The 16,751-nt window shown below is 70.9% G+C and carries 14 protein-coding genes; all 14 read right to left on the minus strand.

The annotated features are described in order from the left end of the window. The 14 genes from AB5J50_RS11655 to AB5J50_RS11720 all read right to left on the minus strand — a co-directional run bounded on the left by AB5J50_RS11655 (nucleotide 1) and on the right by AB5J50_RS11720 (nucleotide 16,370). Complete coding sequence (locus tag AB5J50_RS11655; RefSeq protein ID WP_327427642.1) at nucleotides 1-1,023, minus strand: ADP-ribosylglycohydrolase family protein; 1,023 nt, start codon at nucleotides 1,021-1,023, stop codon at nucleotides 1-3. Next, nucleotides 1,020-1,778 (minus strand): NUDIX domain-containing protein, encoded by a 759-nt coding sequence (locus AB5J50_RS11660; RefSeq protein ID WP_369257298.1) that lies wholly within the window; start codon nucleotides 1,776-1,778, stop codon nucleotides 1,020-1,022. Before AB5J50_RS11660 ends, AB5J50_RS11655 begins: the two co-directional genes overlap by 4 nt. Before the next feature lie 181 nt (nucleotides 1,779-1,959). Next, nucleotides 1,960-3,435, minus strand: a complete 1,476-nt coding sequence (locus AB5J50_RS11665) for a DHA2 family efflux MFS transporter permease subunit (protein WP_369257300.1) — start codon at nucleotides 3,433-3,435, stop codon at nucleotides 1,960-1,962. Nucleotides 3,436-3,462: 27 nt separating this feature from the next. Further along, on the minus strand, nucleotides 3,463-4,038 hold the full coding sequence (locus AB5J50_RS11670) for a TIGR03086 family metal-binding protein (RefSeq protein ID WP_369257302.1): 576 nt from the start codon (nucleotides 4,036-4,038) through the stop codon (nucleotides 3,463-3,465). Beyond that, entirely contained in the window at nucleotides 4,035-5,108 is a 1,074-nt protein-coding gene (locus AB5J50_RS11675) for a sigma-70 family RNA polymerase sigma factor (protein WP_369257304.1), read from the minus strand. Before AB5J50_RS11675 ends, AB5J50_RS11670 begins: the two co-directional genes overlap by 4 nt. 132 nt (nucleotides 5,109-5,240) lie before the next feature. Next, nucleotides 5,241-6,380, minus strand: a complete 1,140-nt coding sequence (locus tag AB5J50_RS11680) for a pseudouridine synthase (protein WP_369257306.1) — start codon at nucleotides 6,378-6,380, stop codon at nucleotides 5,241-5,243. Further along, nucleotides 6,380-7,036, minus strand: coding sequence for an SMC-Scp complex subunit ScpB (scpB, locus tag AB5J50_RS11685; protein ID WP_369257308.1), 657 nt, complete (start codon nucleotides 7,034-7,036; stop codon nucleotides 6,380-6,382). Before scpB ends, AB5J50_RS11680 begins: the two co-directional genes overlap by 1 nt. Further along, the gene (locus AB5J50_RS11690; RefSeq protein WP_369257310.1) at nucleotides 7,033-8,325 is read right to left on the minus strand and encodes a ScpA family protein; all 1,293 of its coding nucleotides are present in this window, start codon (nucleotides 8,323-8,325) and stop codon (nucleotides 7,033-7,035) included. The genes scpB and AB5J50_RS11690 overlap by 4 nt, the downstream gene beginning before the upstream one ends. 18 nt (nucleotides 8,326-8,343) lie before the next feature. After that, a complete protein-coding gene (locus tag AB5J50_RS11695; RefSeq protein ID WP_327427650.1) occupies nucleotides 8,344-8,919 on the minus strand; it encodes a hypothetical protein in 576 nt (191 codons plus the stop codon). After that, nucleotides 8,904-10,031: a ParA family protein gene (locus tag AB5J50_RS11700; RefSeq protein ID WP_327427651.1), complete on the minus strand. Its 1,128-nt coding sequence runs from the start codon at nucleotides 10,029-10,031 to the stop codon at nucleotides 8,904-8,906. Before AB5J50_RS11700 ends, AB5J50_RS11695 begins: the two co-directional genes overlap by 16 nt. A 388-nt stretch (nucleotides 10,032-10,419) precedes the next feature. Beyond that, the gene (ald, locus tag AB5J50_RS11705; protein WP_327434949.1) at nucleotides 10,420-11,535 is read right to left on the minus strand and encodes an alanine dehydrogenase; all 1,116 of its coding nucleotides are present in this window, start codon (nucleotides 11,533-11,535) and stop codon (nucleotides 10,420-10,422) included. Nucleotides 11,536-11,709: 174 nt separating this feature from the next. Then, complete coding sequence (locus tag AB5J50_RS11710; protein WP_369257312.1) at nucleotides 11,710-13,791, minus strand: tetratricopeptide repeat protein; 2,082 nt, start codon at nucleotides 13,789-13,791, stop codon at nucleotides 11,710-11,712. 171 nt (nucleotides 13,792-13,962) lie between these two features. After that, nucleotides 13,963-14,589 carry an NUDIX domain-containing protein gene (locus tag AB5J50_RS11715; RefSeq protein ID WP_369257314.1) on the minus strand — a complete coding sequence of 209 codons (627 nt, stop codon included), beginning with the start codon at nucleotides 14,587-14,589 and terminating at the stop codon, nucleotides 13,963-13,965. A 131-nt stretch (nucleotides 14,590-14,720) separates the two neighbouring features. After that, complete coding sequence (locus AB5J50_RS11720; RefSeq protein WP_369257316.1) at nucleotides 14,721-16,370, minus strand: CTP synthase; 1,650 nt, start codon at nucleotides 16,368-16,370, stop codon at nucleotides 14,721-14,723. Between the last annotated feature and the right edge of the window lie 381 nt (nucleotides 16,371-16,751).

The raw sequence follows: 16,751 nt of genomic DNA on the forward strand, positions 1-16,751 counted from the left end.
TCAAGCGTCCCAGAGCGCCCCCAGCGACATGAGATCGCCCTGGTACTCGATGCGGTCGGCCCACTCCGTCGGCCAGGCGTCCGAGCCGTGGTGGGCGCCCGCGAAGGCGCCGGTCAGGCAGGCGATCGAGTCGGAGTCGCCGGAGGTGCAGGCGGCCCGGCGCAGCGCGGTGAGGGGTTCGTCGACGAAGAGCAGGAAGCAGAGGAGGCCGGTGGCGAGCGCCTCCTCCGCTATCCAGCCCCCGCCGGTGGCGAGGCAGGGGTCGGTCTCGGGCGAGACGGTGCGCACGGCGTGCCGGAGGTCGTCCAGCGCGGTCAGGCACTCGTCCCAGCCGTGCGCGATATAGCTCTCCGCCGTGGGGTGTTCGCTGAAGGTCCACAGGTCGCCGAGCCAGCGCGCGTGGTACCGGTGGCGGTTCTCGTACGCGTACGAGCGCAGCATCCCGACGAGTCCCATCGGCTCGGCGCCCTGGCTGAGGAGCCAGATCGCGTGCGCGGTGAGGTCGGAGGCGGCGAGCGCCGTGGGGTGTCCATGGGTGAGCGCGGCCTGGAACTGCGCGGCGCCCGCCCGCTGTTCGTCGCTCAGCCCCCGTACGAGCCCGACGGGTGCCACACGCATGTTGGCGCCGCAGCCCTTGGAGCCGATCTGGCTGGCCTCCTGCCAGCGGCGCTGCTCGTTCTTGAGGAGGTTGCAGGCGACGAGGCAGGTGCGGCCGGGCGCCCGGTTGTTGTCGGGCGACTGGTACCAGTTCACGAACTCCTCGCGCACCGGCCGCTCCATCCGCAGCGGGCCGAGCAGGCCGCGGTCCATGGCCGTGCGCAGCCCCCGCGCCAGCGCCAGCGTCATCTGGGTGTCGTCGGTGACCGTGGCGGGCTTGGGCAGCCGCATCTGCCGCCAGGGCCCGCACTTGGCGAGGATCGCCGGCACGGAGTTGAACTCGGTGGGGAACCCGAGCGCGTCGCCCAGCGCGAGTCCGAGCAGAGAGCCGGTGGCGGCGCGCTTGGCGAGCGTCGTGGTGGTCATGAGGGCCGTCCTTCCGAGGTGGGACGCAGCAGGGGTGGGTGCAGTGCCTTGGCGCCGCCCGCCCGGTAGAGCGCGGCGGGTTTGCCGCGGCCGCCGGTGAGGCGCGCGGCACCGGGGACCTGTTCGACGAAGCCCGGCGTGGCGAGGACCTTGCGCCGGAAGTTGGGCCGGTCGAGGGCGGTGCCCCACACCGTCTCGTAGACCTGCTGCAGCTCTCCGAGGGTGAACTCGGGCGGACAGAAGGACGTGGCGAGACAGGTGTACTCGAGCTTGGCGCCGACACGTTCGTGGGCGTCGGCGAGGATCCGGTCGTGGTCGAAGGCGAGCGGACCGAGCGCGTTGTACCGCAGCCACTGGGCCTGCGCCGCGTCACCGCCGCCGCGCGGCTCGGGAGGGTCCGGGAGCAGCGCGGCGTACGCGACGGAGACGACCCGCATCCTGGGGTCGCGCTCGGGTTCCGTATACGTCCGCAGCTGTTCCAGGTGGAGTCCGGAGACGTCCGACAGGCCCGTCTCCTCGGCGAGTTCACGCCGGGCCGCGGTCTCCGCGGACTCGTCCGGCAGCACGAAGCCGCCGGGCAGTGCCCAGCGGCCCACGTACGGCTCCTGTCCGCGCTCGACGAGCAGCACCTGGAGTGCGCCCGCCCGGACCGTGAGGACGGCCAGGTCGACGGTGACGGCGAAGGGCTCGAACGCGTATTTGTCGTAGCCCTCGGGTGCCTTGCCCCCGGGCGCGCGGCCTTCCCGTGCGAGCACGCCCACCCACCCCCTATTAATAGTCAGATCGACTAATAGTCATCACGACTATAAAGAGGTGAGCGGGCGTCTACAAGCCCCTGTGAGCGGGTATTTGACGGTCTTCGAGCCCCGCGGAGCGAGAATTGTCGGCCTCTGAGGCCGGGGCGACGGAAGGTGTCAGCTTCCAGGCCGACAGCGCCTAGGCCCGGACGCGGGAAACCTCCCGCTGCTCAGCCGGGGCGTGCGACGCGTCCAGCTTCTGGGCCTGAGCGCGCGACGGCGCGAACGCCGCCACCAGTGCGCCCACTGCCGCCGCCCCCGCCGAGACCCACAGCGCGGGCCCGCAGCCGTCGACGAAGCTCGCGGCCGAGCCGTAGCCCCCGTACCGCGTGAACACGGCCGCGGCGACCGCGACTCCGAAGACCCCGCCCAGCTCGCGCAGCGCGTTGTTGACGCCGGCCGCGACTCCCGCGTCGCCCGGCGGCACCGACGAGGTCACCGCGTTCGCGACCGTGGGGAAGACCATGGAGATGCCGATGCCCGCGACGATCAGCGGCAGGACCAGGCTCCCGTAGCTGACACCCGGCTCGATCTGCCGGGCCAGCAGCCCGAGTCCGACCGCCTGGAGGACCAGGCCGCCCAGCATGAAGGGCCGGTTCCCGAACCGGTCGGCGAGCGCACCCGCGACCGGCGCGACGGCCAGCGGCATGCCGGTCCACACGAGGATCCGGACGCCCGCCTCCAACGGTGAGTTGCCCAGGCCGAGTTGGAAGAGCTGCGAGATCATGAACAGGGAGCCGAGCAGCGACATGAACATCAGGAAGACCGCACCGTTGGCGGTGGAGAAACCGCGCCTCTTGAAGTACGCGAGCGGCAGCATCGGGTAGCGCGCCCGCGACCGCTCCCAGCCGACGAAGGCCGCCACGAAGACGATGCCGACAGTCAGCGCGCCCAGCACTTCGGCGCTCCCCCAGCCCGCCTCCGGCGCCCGCACCGGCGCCCAGGCGAGACCGGTCAGCCCCACGGCCGCGAGGACAAGTCCCACGACGTCGAGCTGGGGACGGGGACCGTGGCTCTCCCGGAGCTTGAGGGCCGCCAGCGGCAGCATCGCGAGCCCCGTCGGCACGTTCAGCCAGAAGATCCACTGCCAGGACAGGCCCTCGGTGACGGCGCCGCCGAGCACCGGCCCGGCGGCCACGCCGAGCCCGGTCACCCCGCCCCACACGCCGATCGCGACGCCCCGCTTCTCGGCCGGGAACGCCTCGCTGATCAGGGTCAGTGTGAGCGGCAGCAGGACGGCCGCGCCGGCGCCCTGGACCACCCGCGCGGCGATGAGCTGCCCCGGACCGCCCGCGAGCGCCGCCAGCGCCGACGCCAGCGTGAAGACGGCGAGCCCGACGATGTACATGCGCCGCCGCCCGAATCGGTCGCCGAGCGCGGCGCCGGTCAGGGTGAGGCAGGCGAAGACCAGGTTGTACGCGTTGATCGTCCACTCCAGGTCGGACAGGCTCGCCCCGAAGTCGGCCCGCAGGGCGGGCAGCGCGGTGGAGACGACGACGACGTCGAGGGAGCAGAGCAGCGCCCCGAGTCCGGCCAGTACGACGGTCCACGCGCGGCGTGGCGGCGCGGCACCGGCGACTGGTTCACGGCCCGGGGCACGCAGGGTGTCAGCCATGACGGTTCCTTTCGTGAGGTCAAGGGATCACTCACGGAAGGCAGACCGGGCCGGGTCCGAAAAGGAATCGCGACGCCCCAGGAAGGCGAGGAGCCGGTCGCCGGGCCGCGCGCACGCGGGCACGTCGAAGGGCGCCGCGAAGCGCACGCCCCGGTCGGCGTCCGCGACGACACAGCGCGCCACGGGAAGCAGCTCGGCGGCGAGCGCGGCCGGGATCGGCCCCGGCCTCCCGCAGGCCTGTGCCACGTCCCACCCGTGCACGGCGATCTCCACGGCCCCCACGGCGGTCATCACCCTGACGTCCAGCGGCCTGTCGCCGATCACGACGGAGTCCACGGGACCCGCGGCCCAGGCTCCGAGCACCGCACACGCCCGCCCGCGGAAATCGCAGGCGGGATCGGGATCCCCCGTAGGAAAGAGACCGATCCGCCCTCCTGTCAGCCCCTCGTACAGCGCATCGAGCGAGTCGTTGAGGTGGTCGAGCAGCGCCCCCAGGTCCCACTGGGCACACGGTGTGGCCCGCTCCAGGCTCCCCGGCCGCACGCCCGTGACGCGTCCCAGGGTGTACGCGAGCGAGCGTTCCAGCAGCTCACCGGAGTTCACGAGAGCACCTGGGGCAGACCGAAGCGTCCGAACAGCTCCGGATCGAGGAAGGCGGTGATCCGCGCGATGCGCACCTCGTACACGCCGGGCGCGTGCGAGGAGTGCACGCCGCGTACGCCGAGCGCGCTAGGGGCGTGCACAAGGTGCGCGCGCGGGGCGTGCACGTCGAGCGCGCGTGGAGCGTGCAAGAGGCGCACATGGAGCACCTGAAGCGAGTGCGCCCGGTGCACGCCGTCCGCGCCCCGCTCGTACGCCCCCACCGCGCGCTGCCCGTTGGCCCGCGTGGGCACCATCCGCACGCGCCCTGGTTCGCCGACGCGCGCCCCCAGGAAGCGCAGCACGTCCTTCGTGCCGCTGAACCACTCCAAGTAGGGAGGCATCTCCAGCTCGACACCGTCCTGGAGGAGCCCCAGCAGCGCGTCCATGTCGGCGTGTTCGAAGGCCGCCATGTAGCGGTCGAGCAGCTCGCGGTCCTCGGGGCCGTCCGGCTCGGTCACCAGGTCCTCGTCGGGCGCCACCTCGTCGAGCCGGGCACGCGCGCGCTGGAGGGTGCTTTTGACGGCCGCCGTGGAGGTGCCGAGCAGGGCGGCGACCTCGGGCGCCCGCCAGGCCAGCACGTCGCGCAGGATGAGCACGGCCCGCTGCCGGGCCGGCAGATTCTGCAGCGCGGCGACGAGCGCGAGCCGCAGGCTGCCCCGCGCCGCCACGACGGTCGCCGGGTCGACGAGCGCGTCGGGCAGCGGCTGCAGCCACGGGACGTCCGCCGCACGGGCCCTCAGAGGCTCCTCAGGCGCGTCTGAGGGCTCCCCGAGCCCCGAGGGCAGCGGACGCCGCACCCGGCCCTCCAGAGCCGTCAGACACGTATTCGTGGCGATCCGGTGCAGCCAGGTCCGCAACGACGCCCGGCCCTCGTAGCCGTCGTACGACCGCCAGGCCCGCAGATACGTCTCCTGGACGAGGTCCTCGGCGTCGTCGACCGACCCGAGCATGCGGTAGCAGTGGGCGAGCAGCTCCCGCCGGTACGGATCGGTGAGCCGTACGAATTCGTCGCGGTCCGTCGTCGCAGCCATCCCCGCTCCCTTCGTTCGCCGGCACAGACCGGCGGATCGTTCACCGGTACAGACCGGCGGAGCGGCGAAAACGAATCGGCCGGCCCCGGAGAAGTTCCAGGACCGGCCGTCGTACGTACGAAACCGTGGGGCCTAGAGACCGACCTCGGCCATGAGCATGCCGACCTCGGTGTTCGACAGGCGGCGCAGCCAGCCCGACTTCTGGTCGCCCAGGGTGATCGGCCCGAAGGAGACGCGCACGAGCTTGTCGACCGGGAAGCCGGCCTCGGCGAGCATGCGGCGCACGATGTGCTTGCGGCCCTCGTGGAGGGTCACCTCGACCAGGTAGTTCTTGCCGGTCTGCTCGACGACCCGGAAGTGGTCCGCCTTCGCGTACCCGTCCTCCAGCTGGATGCCGTCCTTGAGCCGCTTGCCCAGGTCGCGCGGGATCGGGCCCACGATGTGCGCGAGGTAGACCTTCTTCACGCCGTACTTGGGGTGGGTCAGCCGGTGCGCCAGCTCGCCGTGGTTGGTGAGCAGGATGACGCCCTCGGTCTCGGTGTCGAGCCGCCCGACGTGGAAGAGCCGCGTCTCGCGGTTCGTCACGTAGTCGCCGAGGCACTGACGGCCCTCGTTGTCCTCCATGGTGGAGACCACACCGGCGGGCTTGTTCAGCGAGAAGAACTGGTACGACTGCGTCGCGACCGTCAGCCCGTCGACCTTGATCTCGTCGTTCTCCGGGTCGACGCGCAGACCCTGCTCCAGGACGATCTCGCCGTTGACCTCGACCCGGGCCTGCTCGACCAGCTCCTCGCAGGCACGCCGCGAACCGTAGCCCGCACGCGCGAGCACCTTCTGCAGCCGCTCGCCCTCCTGCTCGGCGCCCGGGAAGGTCTTGGGCGTCTTGATGTCCGGCTTGCCCGCGTACCGGTCCCGGTTGCGCTCCTCGGTCCGCGTCTCGTACTCGCGGGAGCGCGAGGGCTCCGTACGGCCGCCGCGCTGCTGGCCCTGCTTGGGGCCGCCCTTCGCGCCGCCGCGCGCGGACGCGCCGCGCCCGGACTTCGGGCCGTCCTTGGAGGCGCCGGGGCCCACGTCGTAGCGGCGCTCCTCGGGGCGGGGCTTGCTCTCGCGCTTCGGCTTGTCGTCGCGCCCTGCCGCGCTCCTCGGCTGGGAGCCGCGCCCACCGCTCCCTCGGGCGCCGCCGCCCCCACCAGTCCCTCGGGCGCCGCCGCCCCCGCCGGTCCCCCGGGGGTTGCCGCGCCCGCTGTTCCTGCCACTGCCACTGCTTCGCATCAAAGTTCCGTCGTCGTCGTGTCGTCTGCATCTGCATCCGGTGCATCCGGATCGAACGACGGGACCCCTTCCAGCGTCTCTGCCTCGATCGCGTCCGCCTCCGGAAGGAAGGGCGCGAGCTCCGGGAGCTCGTCCAGGCCGCGCAGGCCCATCCGCTCCAGGAAGTAGTTCGTCGTCGTGTACAGGATCGCACCTGTTTCGGGTTCCGTGCCCGCCTCCTCGACCAGACCCCGCTGCAACAGGGTGCGCATCACACCGTCACAGTTCACTCCGCGGACCGCCGAGACCCTGGATCGGCTGACCGGCTGGCGGTACGCGACGACCGCCAGCGTCTCCAGGGCCGCCTGGGTGAGGCGGGCCTGCTGCCCGTCCAGGACGAAGCGTTCGACGGCCGCCGCGTACTCGGGCCGGCTGTAGAAGCGCCACCCGCCCGCGATGAGCCGCAGCTCGAAGCCACGGCCCTGGACCGTGTACTCGTCGGCCAGCTCACGCAGCGCGTCCGCGACCTGCCTCTTGGGCCGCTCCAGGATCTTCGCGAGGTGATCCTCGGTCGCGGGCTCGTCCACGACCATGAGGACGGCCTCCAGGGCGGGCTTGAGATCGAGGTCGGCGACGGTGCGCAGCCCTGCCGGGATCTCGCTGGTGTCCTCGCTCACGCCTTCTCCTTCTTGGCGTCTTTCTTGGCCTCGTCCTTGGCTTCCTCGGGCGGCCGGTCGAACTCGTCCGTCACCGTCGGCTGCTCGTCCCCGTCCCCGCCCGTCCAGCGCACCATCAGGTCCCCCAGCGCCTCTTCCTGGTCGAGCGCGACGGCCTTCTCCCGGTAGAGCTCCAGAAGGGCCAGGAACCGGGCCACGACGGTGAGGGTGTCGTCGGTGTCCTCGACGAGCGCGCGGAAGCTGGCCTCCCCGAGCTCCCGCAGCCGCGCCACCACGATCCCGGCCTGCTCCTGCACGCTGACCAGCGGCGCGTGGATGTGATCGACGTACACCTGCGGCTTGGGCTTGGGCTGCATCGCCTTCACGGCGAGCTTGGCGAATCCTTCCGCCCCGATGCTGATGACCACTTCGGGCAGCAGCTCGGCGTGATGCGCTTCGAGCCCGACGGTACGGGGGTAGCGGCGGGCCTCTTCTTCCAGCCGCGCATTGAAGATGTCCGCGATCTGCTTGTACGCGCGGTACTGGAGCAGCCGCGCGAAGAGCAGGTCCCGCGCTTCGAGGAGGGCCAGGTCACCTTCGTCCTCCACCTCGGCGGAGGGCAGCAGCCGGGCGGCCTTGAGGTCGAGCAGCGTGGCCGCGACGACCAGGAACTCAGTCGTCTGGTCGAGGTCCCAGTCCGGTCCCATCGCCCTGATGTGCGCCATGAACTCGTCGGTGACCTTGGACAGCGCCACTTCGGTGACATCCAGCTTGTGCTTCGAGATCAGCTGAAGCAGCAGGTCGAAGGGCCCCTCGAAGTTCGACAGCCGCACCTTGAAGACACCGTCACCGGCATCGGCGGGAGCTTCGGGTTCCACAGAAGCTTCGGATCCGGCGGGAGCTTCGGGTTCCACAAAAGCTTCGGATCCGGCGGAAGCGTCTGGCTCGGCAGGAGCTTCTGGCTCGGCAGGAGCGCCGGTCTCAGCAGGAGCTTCGGTCCGGGCAGGAGCGCCGGTCTCGGCAGGAGCTTCGGTCCGGGCCGCGGCGGGCGGTTCCTCGGCAGCTCCGTCGGCGTTGTGGGCAGTCGTCCCGCTGGGCGGGACGGGTGGGCGCAACGCCTCACGGTCCGCAGACGAAGAGCCGTCCTCGACCAGAGCCTCGCCCTCCGCCGCAGGCGGCTCAGGCTCCGCCGAAGGCGGCAGAACCTCGGCAGGAGCCTCAGCGGGGGGCGCAGCCCCAGGCCCCCGCCCCAGCGCACGCCGACGACCGGCGGAGCCACCGGCGGGGACAGGCACGTCGTTCGAGGTCATAGCCGTCGCAGGCTACCGCTACCGCCCGCGAAGCCGTCGTACGAGGATGCTCGCGTCCCCGCGGGATTCCAGATCGGCGAGCACCACGGCGACCGCCTCGCGGACGATCCGCCCACGGTCGACCGCGAGCCCGTGCTCCCCGCGGAGCACCAGGCGGGCGTGCTCGAGGTCCATGAGCTCCTCGGCCGACACATACACCGTGATCTTCTCGTCGTGCCGCTCCCGCCCGCTGGGCCGGCGGTTGGCGGCACGAGAGCGCTTGCCGCGGGACGAGGACGACTGCCCGGGGGCAGAACCTTCCTGCGCCGTCTGACGTCGCCCGGAGCGCTCTGGAGCCGCGCCCCGGCTGCGGGACTCTCCCGCGTCGGACTCGGAGTCGGCGGCGACGTGTTCGTCACCCTCGCCGTCACCGCCCTGGACGGGCACCGAATGCGGCGCGTCCTCCCCTGCGGCGGCCGCGTCGCTCTCACCGGCCGGAGCCGGCACCCGGGCCTCGCCGTTGGTCCGGCGTGAGGGTGTGGACGCCTGGAGCGCCATTCCCCCGGTGGTACGGAACAGTTCGTCGGCCCCCGGCAGACTCACTCGGCGTGACACCGGGCGAGCACCTCCCTGGCGAGCTGGCGATAGGCGGCGGCACCGACGGAGTTGGAGGCGTACGTGGTGATCGGCTCACCGGCGACGGTGGTCTCCGGGAACCGGACGGTCCGGCCGATCACCGTGTGGTAGACGTGATCGTCGAAGGCCTCCACCACGCGCGCGAGCACCTCACGGCTGTGCACCGTGCGGGAGTCGTACATCGTGGCGAGGATGCCGTCGAGCTCCAGCTCCGGGTTGAGCCGCTCCTGGACCTTCTCGATGGTCTCGGTGAGCAGCGCGACACCGCGCAGCGCGAAGAACTCGCACTCGAGCGGCACGATCACCTTGTGAGCCGCCGTCAGGGCGTTGACGGTGAGCAGGCCGAGCGAGGGCTGACAGTCGATCACGATGTAGTCGTAGTCGGCCATCAGCGGCTTCAGGGCGCGCTGCAGCGTGGACTCACGGGCGACCTCGCTCACCAACTGCACTTCGGCGGCGGACAGGTCGATGTTGCTGGGCAGCAGGTCCATGTTCGGGACCGCCGTCTTCAGGAGCACCTCGTCGGCCGCCATGCCCCGCTCCATGAGCAGGTTGTAGACGGTGAGGTCGAGCTCCATGGGGTTGACGCCGAGGCCGACCGAGAGCGCGCCCTGCGGGTCGAAGTCGACGAGCAGGACCCGGCGTCCGTACTCCGCGAGCGCGGCACCCAGGTTGATGGTCGACGTCGTCTTGCCGACGCCGCCCTTCTGGTTGCACATCGCGATGATCTTCGCGGGGCCGTGGTCGGTCAGCGGGCCCGGGATCGGGAAGTACGGCAGCGGGCGGCCGGTCGGACCGACGCGCTCACGGCGCTGACGGGCAGCGTCGGGCGCGAGCGTGGCCGCGTACTCGGGATCGGGCTCGTACTCGGCGTCGGGGTCGTAGAAGTGCCCCTCGGGCAGGTCGTCGTAGTCGGCGAAGTGGGTGCGGTTCTCGCCACTTCCGTTGCCGGCCATGGCGTTCACGTGATGGCCATCCATGCTCTGGTGTGCTGTCTGAGTCATCCGGGGACTCTTTTGGGCTGCGAAGGTGCGGACAGCGACGGAGCCGACAGCCTCGAGCCCCGTGGGGCTCTGGCCCCGCGCCGGCATTCCTGGTTGACCACCCCCGGGAGTAAATGTCGACTCATTCACAAGTCGTCTTACCTCCTTGGTGACCAGGAAACTTCTAGATAGGTCAGCGTGGCACCATGCCGACGGTTGGCGACTCTATGGCGTGTCACCGGTCCGCAGCAACACAATCCGCCGGACCCGACCCGATGTGTCGGCAACCGAACACCCCTCTGTCAAGGGCGTAAGGCCGTCGCACAGCAGGTTTCACCGGTGTGCGAATCGGTTAAAGAGTTACCTTCGTGGCGAGTTGAACGAGTGTCGCAAAGTGACCCGAGACACATCCGGCCGGACCTTGTCGGGCAAGGTCCGGCCGGGTGCACGGTGTTGACGATCTATGTTGACGTATCGCCTTTTACCCGTTGATGACTTAACCGAGCAGGCTCTCCAGCTCGACGTGCTCCAGGCCGAGCGCCTCGGCGACCTCGCGGTAAACCACCTTGCCGTCATGGGTGTTGAGACCCTTGGCGAGCGCGGCGTCACGGCGCAGCGCCTCGACCCAGCCGTTGTTGGCCAGCGACACGATGTAGGGCAGCGTGGCGTTGGTGAGGGCGTTGGTGGAGGTGTTCGGCACGGCGCCCGGCATGTTGGCCACGCAGTAGAAGACCGAGTTGTGCACCTTGAAGGTCGGCTCGGCGTGCGTGGTGGGACGCGAGTCCTCGAAGCAGCCGCCCTGGTCGATCGCGATGTCGACAAGGACACTTCCCGGCTTCATGCGGGACACAAGCTCGTTGGTGACCAGCTTCGGAGCCTTGGCACCCGGGATGAGGACGGCGCCGATGACGAGGTCGGCGTCGAGGACGGCCTTCTCCAGCTCGAAGGAGTTGGACATGACCGCCTTGATCTTGGTGCCGAAGATCTTGTCGGCCTCACGCAGCTTGTTGATGTCGCGGTCGAGAAGGGTCACGTCGAAGCCCATACCGATGGCGATCTGCGCGGCGTTCCAGCCGGAGACTCCACCGCCGATGACGACGGCCTTCGCCGGGGTCACACCCGGGACACCGCCCGGCAGGACGCCACGGCCGCCGGCCGCGCGCATCAGGTGGTAGGCGCCGACCTGCGGGGCGAGGCGGCCCGCGACCTCGGACATCGGGGCGAGCAGCGGCAGCGCGCGGCTGGGCAGCTCGACCGTCTCGTACGCGATCGCCGTGGTGCCGGACTCCAGGAGCGCGTCCGTGCACTCCCTGGAGGCGGCCAGGTGCAGGTAGGTGAAGAGCGTCTGGTCCTTGCGGAGGCGGTGGTACTCCTCCGCGATCGGCTCCTTGACCTTCAGCAGCAGGTCGGCGGTGGCCCAGACCTCGTCGGCGGTGCCGAGGATCTGCGCACCGGCGGACACGTACTCGTCGTCCGTGATCGAGGAGCCGACGCCGGCGTTCTGCTCGATGAAGACCTGGTGGCCGTGGCGCACCAGCTCGTGCACGCCGGCGGGGGTGATGGCCACCCGGAACTCGTTGTTCTTGACCTCGCGGGGGATGCCGACCTTCACGTCGATCACGGTCCTTGACTCAGAGGGTTCTGGGGCTATGCATGGCCGGGGCGATGCAAGCCGGGGCAATGCATGTCATACCCGGATGCACGGGGGCGCACCGGGAGACACCGCGAAAGAACGCAGCGGAGCCAGTTTAATGAAGGGATTCCCTCTGTCTAGCCTTTCAATGCATCAATCTTCGGCGGATGCACTACGGATTTCGTAGGCGTTAGCGCCTTGTTCCATGGCCATCACGCCCTCCGGGAGCTCGTCACCGAGCATTCGCTCGGCCGCCCCGCGGTGCAGCCGGGCGGCGGCGGGGTCCCCGAGCCGGTCCAGGGTGTCGGCCAGCCGGAGCTGCAGCGCGGCCTGCAGCCGGACGTCGTCGGCCCTGCGCGCCCACTCGACCGCCTCCTGACAGGTGCGCAGTGATTCCTCGGGGCGCCCGGCGTACTCCTGGACGCGCGCCAGCTCGCTCAACGCCCGCGCCTGGGCCGCCACATCGTCGTTCCTGCGGTGCCCGGTGACGGCGGCGCGCCAGTTGCGCAACGCCTCGCCGTAGCGGCCCGCGTAGGTGTGCGCGGTGGCGATACGGCCGTACAGCCGGGCCGCGTCCACGCGCTCGTCGCGCGCCAGCCGCTCGGCGAGCGCCCTGCCGTACCAGTCGGCGGCCCGGTCGTAGTCCCCCAGCTCCTGATGGGCGCCGCCTACGGATTCCATCGCGCGGCCGGTCGCGTACGGGTCATTTGCTTCGCGTCCGGCGTCCAGCGCGGCCCGGTAGCGGGCGAGCGCCTCGGTCGTCCGGCCGGTCTGCGCGTCCAGGTCGGCGAGGTTCAGCAGGGCCGCGGCCTTCTCGCGGGGCAGGTTCCGGCGCTCGGCGACGTCCAGGACGAGCCGGTGGATGCCATAGAGCTCGGGCGCCGCAACCCGCGTACCGACGTGCGCGACCAGCGCCCTCACCAGCGCGGCCATGAGGCGGCGGGCCAGCGTGTCCAGCTCGCCGTCGGCGACCGCCAGCCGGGCCGAGGCGAGCAGCGCGGGCTGCCGGATACGCAGCCAGTCGGCGGCCGCCCGGGGGTTCGGGAAGCGCAGGGCGCGGGGCATCCCTGCGAGCTTCTCGCGGGCGGGCGAGCTGTCGGTCTCGGTGATCGCGCGGCAGGACACCAGCAGCCGTACGGTCCGCTCCAGCATCCTGGCGCGGGCCAGCTGCAGCTCGGCCGGGCGGTCGTGGGTGTCGGTGAGGGCGCGCAGCAGCGGCAGCAGACAGCCGGGCACCTCGTACTGCGGCAGCGGCGACTCGACGGGCCGCACGAGCCCGAGCCCGGCGAAGTCGTCCAGGGTGGCGCGGGCGGCGCCCACCGAGCAGCCGGCGAGCGCGGACGCGGTGTGCGGGTCGACGAGGCCCGCGGGCGCCAGGGAGAGCAGTCGCAGTATCCGCGCGGCGGTGGCCGGCAGCGAGGCGTAGGTGAGCCGGAAGACGCGGGCCAGCGGCGAGCCCTCCTCGCCGTCGGTGCGCAGCTGCTTGGCGAGGTCGGCGACGGCCGACTGCGGGCGGGCCGCGAGCCAGCCGCCGGCGAGCACCAGGGCGGCGGGCTGGCCCGCGCACAGTTCGACCAGCCCCTCGGCGGCGAGCGGGTCGACGGTGATGCGCACCGAGCCGGTGAAGCGGTCGAGGAGTTCCAGGGCGGACTTGGTGTCGAGGCCGCCCAGGGTGCAGGGGCGGACGTCCGCGATACCGGTCAGCGGCCCGCCGGACACGGCGACGACCAGGCACTCCGGGGTGTCCGGCAGTAGCGCGTCGACCTGTTCGGCGTCGGCCGCGTCGTCGAGCAGGAGCAGGGCGCGGCGGGTGGCGAGGGCCTCGCGCACCGCCTCGCTCAGGTCGTCGGCGGCGGCCCCGGGCGGCGTGGGCCGGTCCAGGGCGGTGAGCAGTTCCCGCGCGGTGCGTTCGGTGGGTACCGGAGTGCCGTCGGGCTCGGTGAGCCGGGCGCGCAGCACCCCGTCGGGGTAACTCTCGGCGACCTGCGCCGCGAGCTCTTCGGCGAGCGCGGTGCGGCCCGAGCCGGGCTTGCCCGCGATGAGCAGCACGCGCGCGCGTGGCGCCTTGCGACCGGAGAGGGTGTCCAGGCCCGCGCGCGCGATGTCGGCCCGGAGTTCCTTCAACTCTCTTGTACGGCCGAGGAACTGACCCTCCGTGGGAGCGGACCCGGCAGCCGGGCGCTGCCCCTTGGCCGACACTTTCGTGCCGCCGATGTCCACCGCCTGATCCGTCACGGGCCACACTCCCGTCCCACTGCACGCTGGGGCCCGCCGGGACTCCGGTTCGGGCGTTTCCAGAGCCTAGTTCACGCTCTGCGACGATCTGGGAGGAGCGCGGCGGACACGTCCCCCGATCGGATCAGGCGATCGTAGGACTGATGGCGTCGGGGTGGCGTCAGAGGTGGATCAGACCTCGAAGGGACGCGCGGGCCACGGCGCCTCCGCCGGGCGCAGCGCGTCGAGGCCGTCGCCTTGACGCGCGGCCACCAGCGAAAGGACGCCGACGACCAGGCAGTTGTTGTGCAGATCACCGGCGAGCACCCCGCGCACGAGCTCGTCGACGGAGACCCTGGCCAGCTCCATGTCGGCCTCTTCGTCCTCGACCTCGAAGCGCTGGCCCTCGGCCTCGGAGATATTGCGGGCGAGGAAGATGCGGACGGCCTCGTCGCAGCCGCCGGGCGTGGTGAAGACGTCGGTCAGCACGCGCCAGTCCTCGGCCTTGACGTGCGCCTCTTCGTACAGCTCGCGCTGGGCGGCGTGCAGCGGGTTCTCGCCCGGGATGTCGAGCAGGCCCGCCGGGATCTCCCAGAGCTTGTGGCGCACGGGGTGGCGGTACTGGCGGATGACGAGCACGCGGTCCTCGTCGTCGAGGGCGAGGACGGCCACGGAGCCGGGGTGGACCTGGTAGTCGCGGCGGGCGACCGATCCGTCGGGCATGACCACGTCGTCGGTGCGCACCGAGGTCTTGTTGCCCTTGAAGGGGGTCTCGGTCGCCCGGACCTCCCACTCCTCGGTGGTGTCCTTGATCGTCATGGCCTGCCCTTCCCGCACGTTCAAAAGGAAACCGGTCACGGCCGAAAGGAATCGGCCACAGCGAGGCTGCAACGGAAACCGGGGCGCGCACCTCGAAAGACGCGCACCCCGGCCACCGTACAACCCTTGTGCTACTTACCCGTCTTACGCTCCACGGCGGCCTTGACCAGGCCGGCGAAGAGCGGGTGCGGGCGGGTCGGACGGGAGCGCAGCTCGGGGTGCGCCTGCGTCGCGACCAGGTAGGGGTGGACGTCACGCGGGTACTCGACGTACTCGACGAGCTTGCCGTCCGGGGAGGTGCCGGAGAACTGCAGACCGGCCTTCTTCTCCAGCTCGGCGCGGTAGGCGTTGTTCACCTCGTAGCGGTGGCGGTGGCGCTCCTCGACGTACTCCTTGCCGTCGTACACCTCGCGCGCGATGGAGCCCTCGGCGAGCTTGGCCGGATACATACCCAGGCGCATCGTGCCGCCCATGTCGCCCTCGCCCGCCACGATGTCGAGCTGCTCGGCCATGGTGGAGATGACCGGGTGGGCGGTCGCGGAGTCGAACTCGGTGGAGTTGGCGTCCTGGATGTCGGCCAGGTTGCGCGCGGCCTCGATCACGATGCACTGGAGGCCCAGACACAGGCCGAGCAGCGGGATCTTGTTCTCGCGGGCGTACTGGATGGCGCCGACCTTGCCGGAGACACCGCGGTCGCCGAAGCCGCCGGGAATGCAGATCGCGTCGACGTCGGCGAGCTGCTGCGCGGCGCCCGCCGGGGTCTTGCAGTCGTCCGAGGTGACCCACTTGATCTTCACGCGGGCCTTGTTGGCAAAGCCGCCCGCGCGCAGGGCCTCGGTGACCGAGAGGTAGGCGTCGGGCAGGTCGATGTACTTGCCGACGAGCGCCAGGTTGATCTCGTGGAGCGGGTTGTGGACGCGGTCGAGCAGGTCGTCCCAGGTCGTCCAGTCCACGTCGCGGAAGGGCAGGTCGAGCTTGCGCACGACGTACGCGTCCAGGCCCTCGGTGTGCAGGACCTTCGGGATGTCGTAGATCGACTTGGCGTCGATGGCCGCGACCACGGCCGCCTCGTCGACGTCGCACATCAGCGAGATCTTGCGCTTGATCGCGGTCGGCACATCGCGGTCGGCGCGCAGCACGATCGCATCCGGCTGAATACCGATGTTGCGCAGCGCCGCAACCGAGTGCTGCGTCGGCTTCGTCTTCAGCTCCCCGGACGGGCCGATGTACGGGAGGAGCGAGATGTGCACGACGAACACGTTGTCGCGGCCGACCTCGTGACGGACCTGGCGGACCGTCTCCAGGAACGGCAGGGACTCGATGTCGCCGACCGTGCCGCCGACCTCCGTGATGACGACATCGACGTCGTCGGTGGCCATGCGGCGGATGCGGTGCTTGATCTCGTTGGTGATGTGCGGAATGACCTGAACCGTGTCGCCCAGGTACTCGCCGCGCCGCTCCTTGGCGATGACCGTCGAGTACACCTGGCCGGTGGTGACGTTGGCCGAGCCGTCCAGGTCCACGTCGAGGAAGCGCTCGTAGTGACCGATGTCCAGGTCTGTCTCGGCGCCGTCGTTGGTGACGAACACCTCGCCGTGCTGGAACGGGTTCATGGTGCCCGGGTCGACATTCAGATACGGGTCGAGCTTCTGCATCGTGACCCGCAGACCCCGCGCCTTGAGCAGCGCGCCCAGGCTGGAGGCGGTCAGACCCTTGCCGAGGGAGGAGGCGACACCCCCGGTGACGAAGATGTGCTTGGTCGTCGAGGATTTGGGCGGCATGGCCAAGAGGGGGCTCCCGTGGTCGCGGTCTGGGGTGCGTGCCGGCGTGGGGTCCGGAGATTTCCGGAGGCGCCGTCGCTGCGGTTCGGGGGTTTCTTGCCCACCGGTCCACGGGCTACCAGGGTATCAGCGACAGAACGAGACCGCTTCCGGCCACGCTCCGCGCACACGTCGGCACAGACCCCGCACAGCACCCGCTCGACACTCAGTCGACACTCACTCGATCGGACGAGTCGGGTTACCGGGAGCGGCACGCGGATCTTCCAGGTGCGTCGTATCCTGCTCGGACACTCGCTGCCGAGCCCGGCCGACACACGGCACCATCCCCGCCCGTATCCCGGAACAACGAGAGCTCGTCAGTGCGTTTCGAAACGACAATCT

It is taken from the genome of Streptomyces sp. R35, assembly GCF_041053035.1.
GTDB classification, from domain to species: Bacteria; Actinomycetota; Actinomycetes; order Streptomycetales; family Streptomycetaceae; genus Streptomyces; species Streptomyces lutosisoli.